The sequence below is a fragment of the Moheibacter sp. genome (genome assembly GCF_049672845.1).
Taxonomy (GTDB): domain Bacteria; phylum Bacteroidota; class Bacteroidia; order Flavobacteriales; family Weeksellaceae; genus Moheibacter.
In genome coordinates this window covers 54,606-70,402 of record NZ_JBATWT010000006.1, presented here as the reverse complement: position 1 = coordinate 70,402, position 15,797 = coordinate 54,606, and the positions used below count along the sequence as shown (strand labels likewise).

13 protein-coding genes and 1 tRNA gene are annotated in these 15,797 nt (G+C 38.2%); 9 read left to right on the top strand and 5 right to left on the bottom strand.

Annotated elements, in window-relative coordinates; all coding sequences use genetic code 11:
- Positions 1-98: 98 nt before the first annotated feature.
- On the top strand, positions 99-671 hold the full coding sequence (locus WBF63_RS01925) for a C40 family peptidase (protein WP_424368003.1): 573 nt from the start codon (positions 99-101) through the stop codon (positions 669-671).
- Here WBF63_RS01925 and meaB read toward each other — a convergent pair.
- A complete protein-coding gene (meaB, locus tag WBF63_RS01920) occupies positions 661-1,635 on the bottom strand; it encodes a methylmalonyl Co-A mutase-associated GTPase MeaB (protein ID WP_424368002.1) in 975 nt (324 codons plus the stop codon). The two genes, WBF63_RS01925 and meaB, sit on opposite strands and share 11 nt — an antisense overlap.
- An 80-nt stretch (positions 1,636-1,715) precedes the next feature.
- Here meaB and WBF63_RS01915 point away from each other — a divergent pair, with 80 nt between their 5' ends.
- The 6 genes from WBF63_RS01915 (at position 1,716) to WBF63_RS01890 (ending at position 7,548) form a co-directional block, all read left to right on the top strand.
- Positions 1,716-2,639, top strand: coding sequence for a S66 peptidase family protein (locus tag WBF63_RS01915; RefSeq protein ID WP_424368001.1), 924 nt, complete (start codon positions 1,716-1,718; stop codon positions 2,637-2,639).
- 4 nt (positions 2,640-2,643) lie between these two features.
- Positions 2,644-3,273 (top strand): uracil phosphoribosyltransferase, encoded by a 630-nt coding sequence (gene upp / locus WBF63_RS01910; protein ID WP_424368000.1) that lies wholly within the window; start codon positions 2,644-2,646, stop codon positions 3,271-3,273.
- 1 nt (position 3,274) lies between these two features.
- On the top strand, positions 3,275-3,643 hold the full coding sequence (locus WBF63_RS01905) for a YraN family protein (RefSeq protein WP_424367999.1): 369 nt from the start codon (positions 3,275-3,277) through the stop codon (positions 3,641-3,643).
- 78 nt (positions 3,644-3,721) lie between these two features.
- The gene (locus WBF63_RS01900) at positions 3,722-4,150 is read left to right on the top strand and encodes a DUF2147 domain-containing protein (protein ID WP_424367998.1); all 429 of its coding nucleotides are present in this window, start codon (positions 3,722-3,724) and stop codon (positions 4,148-4,150) included.
- A gap of 83 nt (positions 4,151-4,233) precedes the next feature.
- Positions 4,234-5,154 (top strand): anti-sigma factor, encoded by a 921-nt coding sequence (locus WBF63_RS01895; protein WP_424367997.1) that lies wholly within the window; start codon positions 4,234-4,236, stop codon positions 5,152-5,154.
- A 252-nt stretch (positions 5,155-5,406) separates the two neighbouring features.
- A complete protein-coding gene (locus tag WBF63_RS01890) occupies positions 5,407-7,548 on the top strand; it encodes a TonB-dependent receptor (RefSeq protein ID WP_424367996.1) in 2,142 nt (713 codons plus the stop codon).
- A gap of 56 nt (positions 7,549-7,604) precedes the next feature.
- Here the strand turns inward: WBF63_RS01890 and WBF63_RS01885 are convergent, their stop codons facing one another.
- Positions 7,605-8,705: an endonuclease gene (locus tag WBF63_RS01885; protein WP_424367995.1), complete on the bottom strand. Its 1,101-nt coding sequence runs from the start codon at positions 8,703-8,705 to the stop codon at positions 7,605-7,607.
- Positions 8,706-8,887: 182 nt separating this feature from the next.
- Here WBF63_RS01885 and rpsT point away from each other — a divergent pair, with 182 nt between their 5' ends.
- Positions 8,888-9,142, top strand: a complete 255-nt coding sequence (rpsT, locus tag WBF63_RS01880) for a 30S ribosomal protein S20 (RefSeq protein ID WP_424367994.1) — start codon at positions 8,888-8,890, stop codon at positions 9,140-9,142.
- Between the two features lie 10 nt (positions 9,143-9,152).
- Positions 9,153-9,227: transfer RNA gene (locus WBF63_RS01875), tRNA-Glu, on the top strand.
- A gap of 294 nt (positions 9,228-9,521) precedes the next feature.
- On the opposite strand, the gene WBF63_RS01870 is transcribed toward WBF63_RS01875, so the two are convergent.
- From WBF63_RS01870 to purE, 3 genes are all read right to left on the bottom strand, one after another.
- Complete coding sequence (locus WBF63_RS01870; protein ID WP_424367993.1) at positions 9,522-13,844, bottom strand: carboxypeptidase regulatory-like domain-containing protein; 4,323 nt, start codon at positions 13,842-13,844, stop codon at positions 9,522-9,524.
- Between the two features lie 140 nt (positions 13,845-13,984).
- On the bottom strand, positions 13,985-15,127 hold the full coding sequence (locus WBF63_RS01865; protein WP_424368058.1) for a helix-turn-helix domain-containing protein: 1,143 nt from the start codon (positions 15,125-15,127) through the stop codon (positions 13,985-13,987).
- A gap of 137 nt (positions 15,128-15,264) precedes the next feature.
- A complete protein-coding gene (gene purE, locus WBF63_RS01860; RefSeq protein WP_424367992.1) occupies positions 15,265-15,780 on the bottom strand; it encodes a 5-(carboxyamino)imidazole ribonucleotide mutase in 516 nt (171 codons plus the stop codon).
- Between the last annotated feature and the right edge of the window lie 17 nt (positions 15,781-15,797).

Genomic DNA, 15,797 nt, shown 5'->3' with positions numbered 1-15,797 from the left:
GTAAATCAGTAGTAAATTTCAGATTGGAAATAAGGATGAAGGGAGTAAATATTCTAATAATTTTATGTTTTTCAGTTTTAGCAACTTCTTGTGGGACAATGATTTCCACCACTCAATCCAAATCAAGCTATGTTCCTCTTGAAAGATCCTACTACACCCAAAGCTCAATAATTAACAAAAAACTATTTGCCGAAAATAAATCTGATGAAGTTAAATCCGTTAAGGTTCAACCTGAAAAATCTGCGTTGGAAGAACTTAATCAGATTCACACAATGGCACTTAACTCATTCGTTACACAAGTTTTATCAGAAGCCGAAACTTATCTAGGAACACCCTATAGATATGGAGGAACTTCTCGCAATGGCATCGACTGTTCTGCTTTTGTACAGAGCGTTTTTCAGATGTTTAACCAGGAATTACCCCGTGTTTCTGCTGCTCAGGCAAAAGAGGGACAAGTGGTTTCAAAAGAAGAACTACGCGCCGGTGATCTAGTTTTCTTTGCCACAAACGGCGGTTCGCGCGTGTCACACGTTGGAATTGTACACAATGTTTCTGACGAAGGCGAAGTGGAGTTTATTCATGCCTCAACTTCGCAAGGAGTAACGGTAACGCCTCTTAGCCAGGCTTATTGGGCAAAACGTTATTTGTACGCCAAAAGAATTATAGATTAATTCCCAATTTTTCCCGAACCCATTTTTCAGCAACCATGTAGGGATTGCTATCAGTACTCGTTTGAATTAAGCCAACATCTTTATAGTACAAATCCATCGCATTTCGCGTGACTTGTTCCTTTATATATTCTTTGATTCTCAGCTTATGCTGATCCATTCGTTTCTTTTGCAAGAAACCTTCAGACTCCATTAATTGGTAATAATCAGTAATCAAATTCCAGACTTCTTCGAGACCTTTTCCGGAAAGCCCGGAGCCCATAAGGACTTTTCGTTTCCAGCCCGATTCTTTCTGGGGGAGAAATTGCAAAGATCTTGCCAACGTAACTTTCACTTCTTTTGCCTTTTCCAATCCGAAATCATCGACCTTATTAATAAAAATCAAATCCGACATTTCCATAATGCCCCGTTTGATTCCCTGCAAATCATCGCCTGCACCGGGAATCTGAAGAAATAAAAAGAAATCGGTCATGTCATTTACCAAAGTTTCGGACTGCCCTACTCCTACGGTTTCGATCAGTACCACATCAAATCCGGCTGCTTCACATAACAACATCGCTTCATAAGTTCTCGAAGCAATTCCACCCAAATAACCACCGGTTGCTGACGGTCTGATGTAAGCATTCGAGTTTCTGGCCAAATCTTCCATACGGGTTTTATCGCCCAAAATACTTCCGCCCGACAATGAACTACTGGGATCAATCGCCAAAACCGCCACTTTCAAACCTTTTTCTGTCAGTAAACTTCCAATTCCCTCAATAAAAGTACTTTTCCCTACTCCGGGTACGCCCGTTATCGCAATTCGTTTCGAACGACCGGTATGCGGCATGAGTTGCTGAATCAGTAAATGTGCCTGTTTTTGGTGTTCAGACAACGAACTTTCTGCAAGTGTGATACTTCTGCTCAACATAACACGGTCTCCGCTCAGGATTCCCGCTGCAAGTTCTTCTGTCGTGTTTGTTTTCATTTCAAACAAATGTAAGAATTTGGTGGTAGAATAAAATTGCTGTTAAAATTCCTTTTTATACTTTTATTCAAAATTTCAGCTTGAAACCCACATTTTTAAAACCAAAAGACAAAGTAGCTATCATCGCACCATCCGGACGTGTATTTAAAGAGGATCTGAGCGAAAATATTGATTTTCTAACTTCCTTGGAATTGGTTCCTGTTTTTGGAGAAAATATATTCGCAGACTTTAATAATGGATACCTTTATGCCGGAACAATTCAGCAACGATTACAGGATTTTCAGTACGCATTGGACAATGACGAAATTAAAGCGATTTGGTGTGCCCGTGGCGGATATGGAGCTGTGCAGCTAATTGACCAACTGAATTGGGATAAATTTTTAAATAAACCAAAATGGATTATTGGCTATTCCGACATTACAGCCTTTCACAATCATTTAAATAACTGGAACATTCCAACTTTACACGCCATAACCGTCAAAAAATTGAACTTATCCTATACCAAAGAAAGTTTTCAAACCTTTAAAAAAGCAATTTTCGGGGAAGAATTATATTATGAAATTCCCGGAAATCCATTAAACAAAACAGGTAATGTACAAGGCAAACTAGTTGGGGGAAACTTATCAATAATTTATAGCTTGAATGGCAGTTTATCTGCATTAAACGGAGATAATCTGATTCTTTTTATGGAAGACTGGAACGAAAACTGGTACCACCTTGACCGAATGCTGATGAATCTGAAACGTTCGGGATTATTGGGGAAAATCAAAGGTTTAATCGTGGGAAGTTTTACCCGAATGGATATTCAAGAAGAAAACCCTGAATTTCTGGCGGAATATGATTCCATGAGTTACCAAATTATTCATCAGTACATGGAAAATTACAATATTCCGGTTTGTTTTGGTTTTCCAGCCGGCCACACTGGCGACAACCGAGCGCTCCTCATGGGGACTGAAGTAGAATTCACAGTTTCGGAGAATTATGTAAATTTAAATTTTATTTAAAAACATGAAAAATGTTCATATAATGAATCACCCGTTGATTCGATCCAAAATGACACAAATCAGAAGAAAGGAAACACCCACCAAAATGTTCAAAGAACTGGTCAGCGAAATCGCTTCGCTGATGTGTTATGAAATTACGCACGACTTGGAAACAGAAGAATTCGAAATCGAAACACCTGTTTCTAAAACCACCGGATACCGCATAAAAGGTGAAGATTTAGTTTTGGTTCCGATTCTCCGAGCCGGACTTGGAATGGTGGAAGGCATTCAAAATCTGATTCCAAATGCCAAAACGGGACACATCGGGATTTATCGGGATCACGAAACCCTTCAACCAGTGGAATACCTATGTAAACTGCCACCCCATATGGAGACGCGGGACATCATCATCCTCGATCCAATGCTGGCAACAGGCGGTTCGGCAGTCAAAGCAATTGAAATTCTGAAAACCCAGAACGTAAAATCAATCCGGCTGGCATGTTTGGTAGGTTGTCCTGAAGGAGTGGAATTTGTTCATAAAAACTATCCGGAAATCCCAATTTATCTCGCGGCGATGGATGAAAGGTTAAACGAAAACGGTTACATTGTTCCGGGATTAGGTGATGCAGGTGATCGTTTATTTGGAACGCAGTGATATGGCACAACACAATGAATTTGGAAAAGAAGCAGAATTCAGAGCGGCTAAGTTTCTGGAAAAAAAGAATTATGAAATCCTGAAAAGAAACTGGCGCTTTTTGAAAGCAGAAATCGATATTATTGCCAAAGACCTGACTACCAATCAGATTGTAATTGTAGAAGTAAAAGCCCGAAAAGCCAACCCTTTGGTAGAGCCGGAATTAGCCGTAACCAAAGCAAAACGCAAACTATTGGTTCAGGCAGCCGACCATTTTATAATTTCAAATGAAATCAATCTTGAAACCAGATTTGACATAATTGGAATTTACAAATCAGATTCAGAATGGATAATTAATCATATCGAAAATGCATTTATATGTTTTGAGTGATGATTTAAACTGAGCATTCAGAGATATAGGAAAATTCAAAAAATAATTCTAATTTAGACAAATCAAATAATGAGAGATATGAAAAAATTACTAACTGCTTGTGTTGTCTTTTTGTTTGGCGTGCTGGCCTATGCGCAATCGCCTGTCGGAACTTGGAAAACAATTGACGACAAAACCGGAAAAGAAAAATCACACGTAAAGATTTATGAAACCAAATCAGGAAAACTTCAGGGAGACGTGGTGAAAATCCTTACACCTGGAAATGAAGAAGCCACTTGCACCGAATGCGAAGGCGACCGAAAAAACAAAAAAATCAACGGTATGACCATCCTTTGGGGATTGGAAAAAGACGGAAGTGAGTGGTCGGGCGGACATATTTTGGATCCAAACAGTGGAAAACAATACAAATGCCTGATCAGATTAAAAGACAAAAACACGCTGGAAGTACGCGGTTATCTGGGCGTTTCATTACTAGGAAGAACCCAAACCTGGACCAGAGTGGATTAATTTGAATTATTTAACTATAATTCTAAATCTCTTTCAGGGAAACTTGGAAGAGATTTTTTAATTTTGACCAATAAATCATTCTGATGAAAAAAATTATTTCAATTCTTATAATCTCCTTCTTTTTTTACCAATGTAGTGAAACGGACGTGCTAAACGAAACCGGTAAAATGGAACTGACAGATTTCAACCTGCCCAACCTGCCCGATAATTATCATTACGAAGGTTGGCTTTTGGTGGACGGAAGTTATGTTTCGGTCGGGAAAATCACAAATGACTCACTCGCCAACAATATTGCTAGATTTTCAAGAATTGAAATGACCGATTTACAAACCGCTCAATCCTTTGCCATAACAGTGGAATCGAGCGGCTCTCCTGCACCGTCGAATTATGTTTTATTGGCAGGAGATTTCGATGGCAATACGGCAGATTTGAGTTCAAATTCAGAAGTTTCAAACGGCGTAATGAGTCTTGCCAAACGAATTTCTGCAGGATATACCGTTCAGAATGCTTCGGTTCCGGCAGAAAATCAAAACGAATACGGTGTAAACGGAATTTGGTTTTTTAAAGGTTCCGGCGCCAATATGGAACCTACACTTCAACTGGAATATGGCGAAACAAAATACCAAGCCTGGCTGATCAAAACTGCCGACAACCTGGAATACAAACTCAATATGGGCATCATCGACAATGATACGATTGCCGATAACTCTCGAATGTTTATTCCTTCTGCTTTTGCTGAGAATATCCCAGATTTTCCCGGAGAAGATTTCCTTCAGTTGCCCAGCAACACCACAAGTTCTTATCCGGAAGGATTTTTCCCGGTTGATGTAAGAGGTGCCAAATTAATCCTGACTCCGATTCCGTCCGGCTACAACCAGACAGAAATTCCTTTTCCGGTTCATTTATTGGAAGCTACCATTCCCAATGATGCCCAAAAAGACCCGAATCTGACAAGAGAAATGCAGGTCAACACCAATTTCGGAGCGAAAGCCACTAAACTCTGAGAAGTTTTTCTCTTATTTTGTTTACCTTTGCAGCATAAAACCAGAAAGGGGTGCTTTACCGCAAATGCGGTTTGGCTGAGATTATACCCAAAGAACCTGGGCGGGTAATGCCGCCAAGGGAAGTTGCAAAACTTTTCCCTTTTTTAATTTTAATGTTTAAAAACTGAATGTCCGGAAATTCAATTTGAATATTCATTAATTTAAGGGAAATCAAAAAAGGGTAAATCCACCTTTCATTTAATTAAAATAAAAATGAAAAGTAGGATTTTTTTATGCGCTCTACTGAGCGGAACGCTGGCCTTTGGCCAGATCAAAGATTCGATCGAATCTGACAGTACGGCAATCGAACTCGATTTTGTGGAAATCATTCAAAGACTTCCACTGACTTCAGAAAAAATCGGGAAACAAGAATTAAACCAGAGAAATTTAGGGCAGGACATTCCGACTTTAATTCAGAATGCATCTTCTGTAGTAACGACCACAGATGCCGGTGCGGGGATTGGTTATTCGTCCATTCGTGTACGCGGAATCGGACAGGAACAAATCAATATTACGATGAACGGAGTACCTCTGAACGACCCTGAGTCGCAGAATGTCTTTTGGGTAAATATGCCCGATTTGGCTTCCAATGCAAGTTCGATTATGATTCAACGCGGAGTAGGAACAACGACGTCCGGAACGGGTGCATTTGGTGCAATTGTGAATATTGACTCTTCAAATCCTTCCGCAAAAGCATTTCTGGAATCGGCCAATTCCTGGGGAAGTTTCGCTACACAGAAATACAGTCTGCAAGGCGGAACGGGAAAAATTCTGAACGGAAAATTAAGCCTGGATCTGAATGCTTCGCTCATCAAATCAGACGGATACATCGAACGGGCTTCCAGTAAATTATTTTCTTACGGAATGAATGCCAAATACGAGGTTAATGAAAAAACAAGTTTTCGTTATTGGACATTTTTCGGGAAGGAAAAAACTTATCAGGCCTGGAACGGAATTGATGCCGAAACGATGGCCGTAAACCGTAGGTTTAATTCGGCCGGTGCTATTTATAACGATGACTGGACAGAAGTAATCGGTTTTTATGACAATGAAACCGATAATTACCAGCAACATCACAACCATTTGATTTGGGAACAGAAATATGGCGGCGCTTGGAGGTCCAATACCACCTTTTACTTTACACGAGGTAAAGGATACTACGAAAATTACAAACAAGGCGCGGAATTAATCGAATATAAAATCGTATCGCCTTTGGAATATTCCGATTTGGTTCGTCAAAAATGGCTGGACAATCATTTTTATGGTTTGAATTTCAATTTGGAAAATCAAAGATTGGGCAATCTGAAGTTTTTCACCGGAATCTCGGCAAGTCAGTATAAAAATTCTCATTTTGGGGAAGTAATCTGGGTGAAAGATTTCGAAAACCCAAATACCGATGTGGAATTTTATCGCAATAAATCCCAGAAAACAGATGTTTCGGTTTATGCAAAAGCCCTTTTAAGTTTGAACAAATTTGAACTATTTGGAGATTTACAGTATCGGTTTGTGAATTACAAAGGACTTCCGGTTGCCGGTGGAGAAAATGAATTTGAAGATTTCTTTCCGTTTGAAGGAAATTTCAATTTCTTAAATCCAAAAGTCGGATTGAATTTTTATGCTTCGCAACAAGATGTTTTGTATTTCTATTATGGAATGGCGCACCGCGAACCGCATCGGGGCGATTATCTTGAAAATTCGGAAATTCCAAGACCCGAAAAACTACATGATTTCGAGTTTGGGTATAAAAAATCCGGACGTTTGAATCTTACGGCCAACGGATTTTTCATGTATTACATCGATCAACTTGTTGCCACTGGAGAACTGAACGATGTGGGCGAATACAAAAGAACCAACAGTGGAGAAAGTTACCGAACCGGAATTGAATTGAGTGCAAATTACGACATCATGCCACGGAAATTAAACGTTTATGGCAATCTGACGTACAGCATCAACCAAAATATTGATTATTCAGAAATTGCTTATGATGCAGATTGGAACGAAATTTTGATAGAATATGGGGAAACCGATATTTCTTTTTCGCCAAATTGGATCGGTGCAATCGGAATTCAGTATAAACCGGTTTCCAATCTGACGTTGAATCTCCAAAATAAATATGTTGGCCAACAATTTCTGACCAACACCGAATTGGAAGACGGGAAACTCGAAGCTTATTTTCTCACGGATTTAGTTCTGAATTATGCACCGAATTGGTTTGGAAAACATCTTGAATTTTCGATTTTAGTCAATAATCTTTTTGACCGCGAATATGAAAGCAATGGTTTTTATTACGAAGGACCTTATTATTATCCGCAAGCCGGACTAAATATACTGGCCGGATTTAAGGTCAGGTTTTAAAAATAAAAATGCTCCCTGAAAAATCGGGGAGCATTTATTATTACATTATATAGGTATTATTTCTTCAGAAACTTCTCTGTCGAAACTTTTCCGTCAATTGTCATTTTCAGAATATAAGTTCCGTTTGCCAAATGTCCGACATTAATTTCAACATCGTTTGAATTTGGTTTTCCCGTCTGAACTTTAGCTCCGGAAATATTATAAATTTCGATTTTCTCAATTATAGAAGCCGATTTCAGGTTTAAAACAGATTTTACAGGATTGGGATATAAATCAACTTTTGTTTTTGAATTCAAATCAGAAACATTCATTCCATCACCCCAAATCGCATCTACCCACTGTGGATTGTCCACGAAAGGGTTTCTGTTGTGCTGAATCTGATAGATTTTATTGTTGCGGAAAATTTCTTTTTCGCTTACAGGATCTTCGTGATGCCATTGTAGCATCATATCTACAAACCAATCTTCATAAACCTGATCATTTGTTCCATTAAGAGGATTATTATTGTCTCCGTTCGGATTGTCCCATGAGTTTGAGGTTACTTCATTTTCATATCGCGTAGCAAAATAAAACATGATTCTGGCAATATCACCTTTGAATTCATCAATCGGCTCGAAACAAGTACCAGAGTGTCCAGGAGTTGAACAGCTTCCTACTTTTGATCCGTTTGTAGATGTCCATGTTGCAGAACCTACTTTCCCGAAAGGATAATTGCTTCTTCTTCCATTCACATATCCGTCAGTCGGTAAAACCTGATGAAGGTCTGTGCGCATCGGCAATTGTTCGTTAAAAAAACCCTGCGGAAAGATATGTTCTTTGTTCCAACAATCACCCTCTCCACTATAATTCCCACATCTGTCACCATTCCCAAATCCATAATTATATGAATCAGGTCCGTTTGGTTTTTCTGAATAAATATCCAATACAGACTGATCATTCTCATAATAAAGATCTTTATCCATCTGTATATAATAGTCACTCAAACTACCATAAGACAAAACCGTATGGCCATTTATAATATTTTTAAGTGCTGTCTTCAATTCATACCCCTCCAACCCTTCTGCATCGTCATAATATCCATTTGGAGCCTGCGCACAAGCTACTGCAGATAAGGTAAAAGTAAAAAGTAAAATGTTTAATCTCATTAAATTCTTCATATCTAAATATTTGAGGAGCAAAAGTATTAAATTAACTTCAACGAATTTCTTAAATTTATGAAATATTTTTTTGAAAACTATTGCAGATATCAAAATTTGTTATAATTTTGCGCTCTCATTCAGTCAATGACTGGAAAATAACAAAAAAAGAAATTTTCGGATTTCAAAAAGAATAATTTTTTATGGCAAATCATAAGTCAGCATTAAAGAGAATCAGACAAAACCAGGTTAAGAGAGAACGAAATCGTTACTATCACAAATCTGCTCGTACAGCAATCAAAAATTTACGTGCGGAAACTGATAAATCGGCTGCGGAAGAACAATTCCCAAAAGTTTCTTCTCAGATTGACAAGTTGGCTAAACGCAATATTATTCACAAGAATAAAGCGTCTAACTTAAAAAGCAAATTGGCTAAGCACATCGCTGCTCTAGCATAAAAATAGAGTTGGCCCGTTCGTCTATCGGTTAGGACTCAAGATTTTCATTCTTGCAAGAGGGGTTCGATTCCCCTACGGGCTACCAAGCATAAACCCTGATAATCAAAAGATTATCAGGGTTTATTTATTTAATCAAACCCGAATGACATCTTCTCCATTTCGATTGAACTCAAGTATCAATTTTATTTAGCTTTAAATTTCAATTTGGCTGAAATGAAAACTAAGTTTTTATGCTGACAGAAATTAATCTTATGATTAAAAGATCGGAATGAAAAAATCTAACAAGAATTATACCGCATTGATTATTAATTAATTTCGAATTCAAATCAACAAAAAAACCGCCTCAATTGAGACGGTTTTACAATCAAACAATTAATTCTTACAAGAAAATCAGTTTTTTGGAAATAGTTCCTTTTTCTGTTTCAACTTGTAAAATATAAGTTCCGGCAGAGAAATCATGTTCCATTACAGATTTCTCGGATTCCTTCACTCCAGAATACATCAGTCTTCCGTGCAAATCAAAAATCTTAATATTGGCTTTACTTTCCAGCTCCATCCAAAAACGATCTTTTGATGGATTTGGATAAACTTTAAAGCCTGCCATATCAGAATCATCTACATTCATTCGCGAAATAATCACTTCCGTTTTTTCAGATGCGCCGGTTGTATAAATCGCTTCCACTTCTGCAATGTGCGTTCCTGTAATCAAATCTTCGAGCAAGAAAGTCTGTTCCGTCACGTTGTCCGCGATCAAAGCTCCATCAAAATAAACCTTGTAATACAACGCATGGTTATATTCCTTTTCATAAGTCAAATCGTCTATTTTCAGAATATAACTATCGTTTCCAACGTAATTGATAGCCACATACTTTGTTTCTTCCGGTGCTTCAAAGGCATATTCCGTCCAATCTGCAGGCACTGAAATAGTTCCTTCAAATGCAGTAAAATCAGAAACTTCTGTTCCGGTGGTCGAATAAAGAACATTGATTCGCTCCGGCATCGAACCTACCAATGAAGCCGCATAGAAAGAGAAATCTCCTGCTCCGGCCGGAATAATCAGCCAATCGTTATTTGCACCGTCGGGTCCTGCAAATCCAGATAAAAATCTTCTTCCTGAATACGTATCGATGTCGACCGCAGGCAATGTTGCATGTGGATTAAACACCATAAACGACATCGGATCTCCTGCATTGGGCCATGTGAAATTATCATAAATATAAGTTTCCAATCCGTCTAAATCTCTTAAAATATAATTTCCAATCGACTGACGTTCAAAATCTTCATATTTTTCAATTTGATCTGTGAAAGTATCGTGAAGTGTCCAGTTCAATTGTGCCGAACTTCCTTCTACAGAGGCTGTCAAATTGGAGGGCTGAACTTTCAATAAGTTCAAAGGAACCGAAAGTGTACCGTCTTCCTGAACTTCAACATTGGTAAGTTCAACGATTTCATAATTATCCAATTCAACTCTCAAATTATAAGTTCCGGTCATCAAATCATCAAATGTCGCAATCTCAGATGCTGAAACGAAAGCTTCTGCAAAGTTGGTTTCATTCCAAATCGATACATAAGCACCTTGTGCTGTTCCTGAATCCGGATTTAATTCCACCGCAAAATCAAAGAACATATTGTGCTCAATCTCATTTGAAATTCCTTTCTCTGAAATTAATCCTTCGCCATAATGCGCTTCCACTCCATATTTATACATATTCGGTGCGGCATCCGCAAGGGTTGTATCGCTGAAGTTTGTTTCCGTGATGATGTTTGGCGTCAATTCTGTCCAATTATTTTCAGAAGCCGGACTTCTAAAAACTTTGTAACCTTCGGGATCTGCTTCAACTGTATAATTGGCAATTCCGTAAATGTTCCAGTTTTTATTGGTAAGACTCATCGCCGTCCAAACTCCGTTTTCATATTTCATACTTCCTTTGTAAGCCGGTGCATTCGGTCCATCATCCAAACCAATCGGATAAGCACCATATTGTCCAGCCAAGAATTCAACTCCAATCCATAATTCTTGGTTCAAATCGATGTTCAAAGACTGTGTCAGTTCGATTACATACCAATCTTCCGATTCGATTGAAACCGGTTGTGAATGGATCAATTCCGATGCATTATCTCCCTGGAATACTTTGATTACCGCCTCTGCATGATTGGCAAAATAAACTCTTACATGTGTCAATTCGGCTCCTTCGCTCAATTGGGTTTGCAAATCTGAAGTTTGGAATCGGATTCCGGCTATAAACGGATCTCCTCCGTTGCCCCAAGCGTCTCCGGCTGTGATGAAACTTCCCCAGCCCAAGATTTTTTCGTTAAAATGTCCAACCGGAACTCTCCATTCAACTTCTCCTACCCCATCATTATTTACCGCCAAAACGTTTCCTGGTTTGTTCAATGCCAATTCAAGTTCAATCGGATCCAATGTGAAATCATTTTCTTCTGATGTGAAGTTGATGGTTTCCGAAACATAAAGCGGATGCCAAGCTTCCAATTCATAGTCTTGTCCGGCAAAGGCTTCCAATACAAAATTTCCCGCGTCATCAGTTTGTGTCGTAAATTCGGAGAATCCACTTAAATCTAAATTGATCCCTTCCAATGGATTTCCATCGGTATCGGTTACCGTTCCGGAAATTAAAATCGGAAGTGAATTATCCAATTCTGCATCCAAAGTCAAACTTTGATTGGCCGCTAAACTAAATTCGATTTCAAGCGTATTGTAAGTGTCTTTGCTAAATCTTGCCACATAATTTCCAGGCAAAAGTGCAGGTATTTCATAGGTTCCATCAGCGATTGTCAAAACGGTTTCAGTTTGAAACGCATTCGCATCATCGGGAATAATGGTTACAGTAACACCCTCTAATTCAGAACCATCCTCAGCTGAAGTAACAGTTCCTGAAACACTTCCAAATTCTTTGTTTTTTTCCATCACAATGCTCGGAATGGTTGTAATTTCTTCCAAAGTCCAAGCAGCAGGCTGAGTAGAAATTACGCTGAGATCTACTGAATATCCGATCGAATAATAAGTTCGCATCCCATCTACCGGTGTATTATAAAATTCACGTGGATTTACAGAAGGAACGTTAGCCAACAAAGGTTTTACAATCGTAATGATTACATTCTCATTGCTTGAAGCATCGTAATAAAAGGGTTGATCCAATTCTATATTGATTGCATTTCGACCGGCAGTAAATTCGATATCGCCATCAAATAAAAGCTTTTGATTTCCGAAATATTCCCAAACCGCATTGTTCAAGGTTGTTCCAAATGTTGAACGATCGGTTGTGCTCATGTAAATTTTATAACGTGCTGTACTGGTCACTCCTAAATTCGCAAAATAAGACAGAGAAGTAATGAGCCCGCTTTCGCCAATTTGATCTGGTGTATAAATACTTTGGGAAATAATCGAACCTCGATTGAGTTCAAAAGGCTGATCCGAAACGGCATTTCCACTTGTTATTGATTCTTGGTTTTCATTCAAACCTGAATAAGCCGGGACAACTGCTGGAACTCCCTCGTTGGTAGGACTCGTCAGCGCAATGATTGAGTAAGTATATAAATACAATTCAGGAATATTAACTTCTGTGAAACTTGTTTCCGGATGCATTTCGGCCAATGTTTCAGTTGTGTTTCCAAAAGTTCTGAGAATTTTATAACCTATCACTTCATCTTGTAAAACCCCACCATTTTCTCCATAATCTACTTCGTCCCAAGAAATCACTGTTTGCAAAGATGTATTTTGTGTGAAATTCACATTTCTTGGCGCACCCGGAGTCGTTTCATACCCGAAAAAAGTAATGGGCGTATCATAAGCCATTCCATCTCCAGAAGCATTATAAGGTAAAAAACGATGTGTATAGGAACCTTCGCCTGGAAGCGTGTCAGTATAGTTCATGCTTTGTCCAGCCGAAGAAGGAAGATCTGCAATTTGCACAAGATTCATAGGATGCGTACCGCGATAAACCTTAACTCCTGTCATATTGGAAAGTGAATTTCCTGCAACATCGATTGTGGGATTGGTCCAAGTGAAATTAGCTTTGAACTCGGTATCGATCTCGGTTTCTGCAGAGAAATCCGTAATGCTTCCAGGTGCTGTATCGACCAAATTCGGTTTGAACTCGATGTCATCTACTACAAACATAAAAGCTTGTGATACGCAATTAATCGCCAGATGTTTTGCTCCGGCAGGAATTTCAAATTCGTATTTTGTCCAAACTCCAGTAGAGGTAGTAGTAGAAATAAATGTGAAATTATTCGGATCTGAATCTGTGGTAGAATAACCTACTTTAAAAGTATCTAATCCCGCAAAAGTGGCTGTACTTTTGGCATAAAACGAAAAAGTCCCGCCCGGATGTGTTGCCAATTCATCTGAAATCAACCAGTCATTGCTGGGTCCTGTATAGGAAGAAATACTCGCAAAGTATTTTCTTCCAGAACGTGTGTCATATCCGTCAAGTGTATTCGGCGGGTCGGTTTCAGACGGAGTATAAACTATAAATCCCAGAGGCCCTCCCTTGCCAGGGAAACTCTGAAACGGACCTGCCGTGTTAAATCCGTCCAAGTCAAGAGATGTCCATCCCGTCAAACCGGTCTGAGCAAAATCGGCATGCGATTCCACATCATCTTTAAACGGTTGAAGTTGCGCTTGCAGCCATCCCGAAAGGGAAAATAGCAAGAGCAACAAAAAAATGTTTTTGTGTTTCATGTGTTTCATTTTTATAAAATTTTTAATGAAGTATTTATAAGCAACAAATTAATTGGTTTGGCGTCGTCTTCCCAAATTTTACAACTCCGTTTCGTCCCAAACGAATATGTATAATAATCATTTTATTGATTTACAATTAATTAATTCTTTAAAAACTGTTTTCTATAAACAGATGGTGTGACTCTTTCAATATCTTTAAAGAATTTGTAAAATACAGACATGGACTTAAAACCGGATTGTGTGGCAATTCCTTCGATTGAAAAATGCTGCATGTTTTCATCTGATAAAAACGTCTTACTCTCCTCGATTCGGAACTCGTTTATATAGTTATAAAATGTCTTATTTAAATTTTTGTTGAGTGCTGAAGAGATGGCGTTTCTACTTTCAGAAATTGCCGAAGCCAAATCATTTAAACTTAAATTCGGATTTCTGTATAATTTTTTTTCTTTCATCACCTTTTCAATTTTTGTTATGATTTCTTTTTCTTTCAAATCTTCATTTCCTTCCAAAGCATCTGGTTTAACTTGGGAAACAATTTCTTCCTGAACATTTAAAACAGCTACATTTTGTGACAATCCTAAAACATTTTCATTCTTTCTAAAAATTGCCGGATATTTATATATGATAAGCGTTATATAAAATAAACTGATGGCAATTACCGCATGGTAACCCATGTATAAAAGGTAAGGATTCAAAAAAGAACTTCTCATCAAAGTTGAAATTCCTCCTATGATAAAAACCACTGCAAAACTGATGTTGATCTTTTTAAACCATTCCAATTGACGGCTTTCAATATCTGAATATTCTTCTTTCAGAGATCTTTCTCTTAACTTCAGTAATTGATTGGTTTTGATAAAATAAAAAGGACCTTGGAGCGTAGCCAAATAAGCACATATTATTTTTCGCCATTTGTATAACTCATGGTTCCGCATTTCTTCAATTGAAAAATCATTGATTGCGTATAAATAAAGGGTAAAAAGGATGTATACGTAAATCGGTAAAAAATGGAGATGATCTGATTTCTGGAATTTTGGATAGTCATGAAACATATATTTCGCATAGAGAAATACAGGCGGAAATAAAGTCAAAGCCAACATAGGACCAATAAAAGTAGTTACCGTAACACTAAAAAAAGGCTTCTGGGCAATGAATGCAAAAAACCAATAACATGAAAATCCCCATGAAAAAACAAGCAGAGCCAAAATATTGTTGGAAAAAGGCTTTTGCTTTTCTTTCAACAACAAACAGATGCTAAGTATAGCTTGAGAAGCTCCAAATAACATCAATACAGAAAAATATGATTCAATAACCGATAACATAGCCAATACACTGAATGAACAGCTTTTTCTAGGTTAGGATAGGTTAGGGAAATTCTATTAAAGTTAAGCTAAATTGAGTTCAATCTCTAAAGATAGACTTTTTACTCCTCTTGATGCCGGTCAAACTCATTTTTGAATTCCCATTTGACCTTTTCAATTTTCTCTTCAACTGATTTGGTTAAATTTTGCTGGTATTCAATTAATCGATTCGAAATTTCTTCATCAAAACTTCCAATCATTTTTCCGGCAAGAATTCCCGCATTTTTGGCTGCATTCAAAGCAACTGTTGCTACCGGAATTCCGTTTGGCATCTGTAAAATCGAAAGAATAGAATCCCAGCCATCGATGGAATTGGAAGATTTAATCGGAACACCGATTACAGGAACCGAGGTCAAGGAAGCCACCATTCCGGGCAAATGAGCTGCACCGCCTGCGCCTGCAATGATCACTTTCAGTCCACGTTCCTTTGCAGATTTTGCATACTGAAACATACGCTCGGGCGTACGATGAGCCGAAACGATCGTCAGTTCATAGTCGATTCCAAATTCGTCCAAAATTTCAGCTGCCTGTTTCATAATTGGCAAATCACTGTCGCTTCCCATGATGATTCCTACCATAATTTTGTTTAAAGTTT

Excerpts from the sequence above, each read along its gene's own strand:
- WBF63_RS01925 (WP_424368003.1), top strand. The coding sequence starts at position 99 with ATGATTTCCACCACTCAATCCAAATCAAGCTATGTTCCTCTTGAAAGA.
- WBF63_RS01870 (WP_424367993.1), bottom strand. The coding sequence starts at position 13,844 with ATGAAACACAAAAACATTTTTTTGTTGCTCTTGCTATTTTCCCTTTCG.
- WBF63_RS01890 (WP_424367996.1), top strand. The coding sequence starts at position 5,407 with ATGAAAAGTAGGATTTTTTTATGCGCTCTACTGAGCGGAACGCTGGCC.
- WBF63_RS01900 (WP_424367998.1), top strand. The coding sequence starts at position 3,722 with ATGAAAAAATTACTAACTGCTTGTGTTGTCTTTTTGTTTGGCGTGCTG.
- WBF63_RS01905 (WP_424367999.1), top strand. The coding sequence starts at position 3,275 with ATGGCACAACACAATGAATTTGGAAAAGAAGCAGAATTCAGAGCGGCT.
- meaB (WP_424368002.1), bottom strand. The coding sequence starts at position 1,635 with ATGAAAACAAACACGACAGAAGAACTTGCAGCGGGAATCCTGAGCGGA.
- purE (WP_424367992.1), bottom strand. The coding sequence starts at position 15,780 with ATGGTAGGAATCATCATGGGAAGCGACAGTGATTTGCCAATTATGAAA.
- upp (WP_424368000.1), top strand. The coding sequence starts at position 2,644 with ATGAAAAATGTTCATATAATGAATCACCCGTTGATTCGATCCAAAATG.
- rpsT (WP_424367994.1), top strand. The coding sequence starts at position 8,888 with ATGGCAAATCATAAGTCAGCATTAAAGAGAATCAGACAAAACCAGGTT.
- WBF63_RS01865 (WP_424368058.1), bottom strand. The coding sequence starts at position 15,127 with ATGTTATTTGGAGCTTCTCAAGCTATACTTAGCATCTGTTTGTTGTTG.
- WBF63_RS01895 (WP_424367997.1), top strand. The coding sequence starts at position 4,234 with ATGAAAAAAATTATTTCAATTCTTATAATCTCCTTCTTTTTTTACCAA.
- WBF63_RS01885 (WP_424367995.1), bottom strand. The coding sequence starts at position 8,705 with ATGAAGAATTTAATGAGATTAAACATTTTACTTTTTACTTTTACCTTA.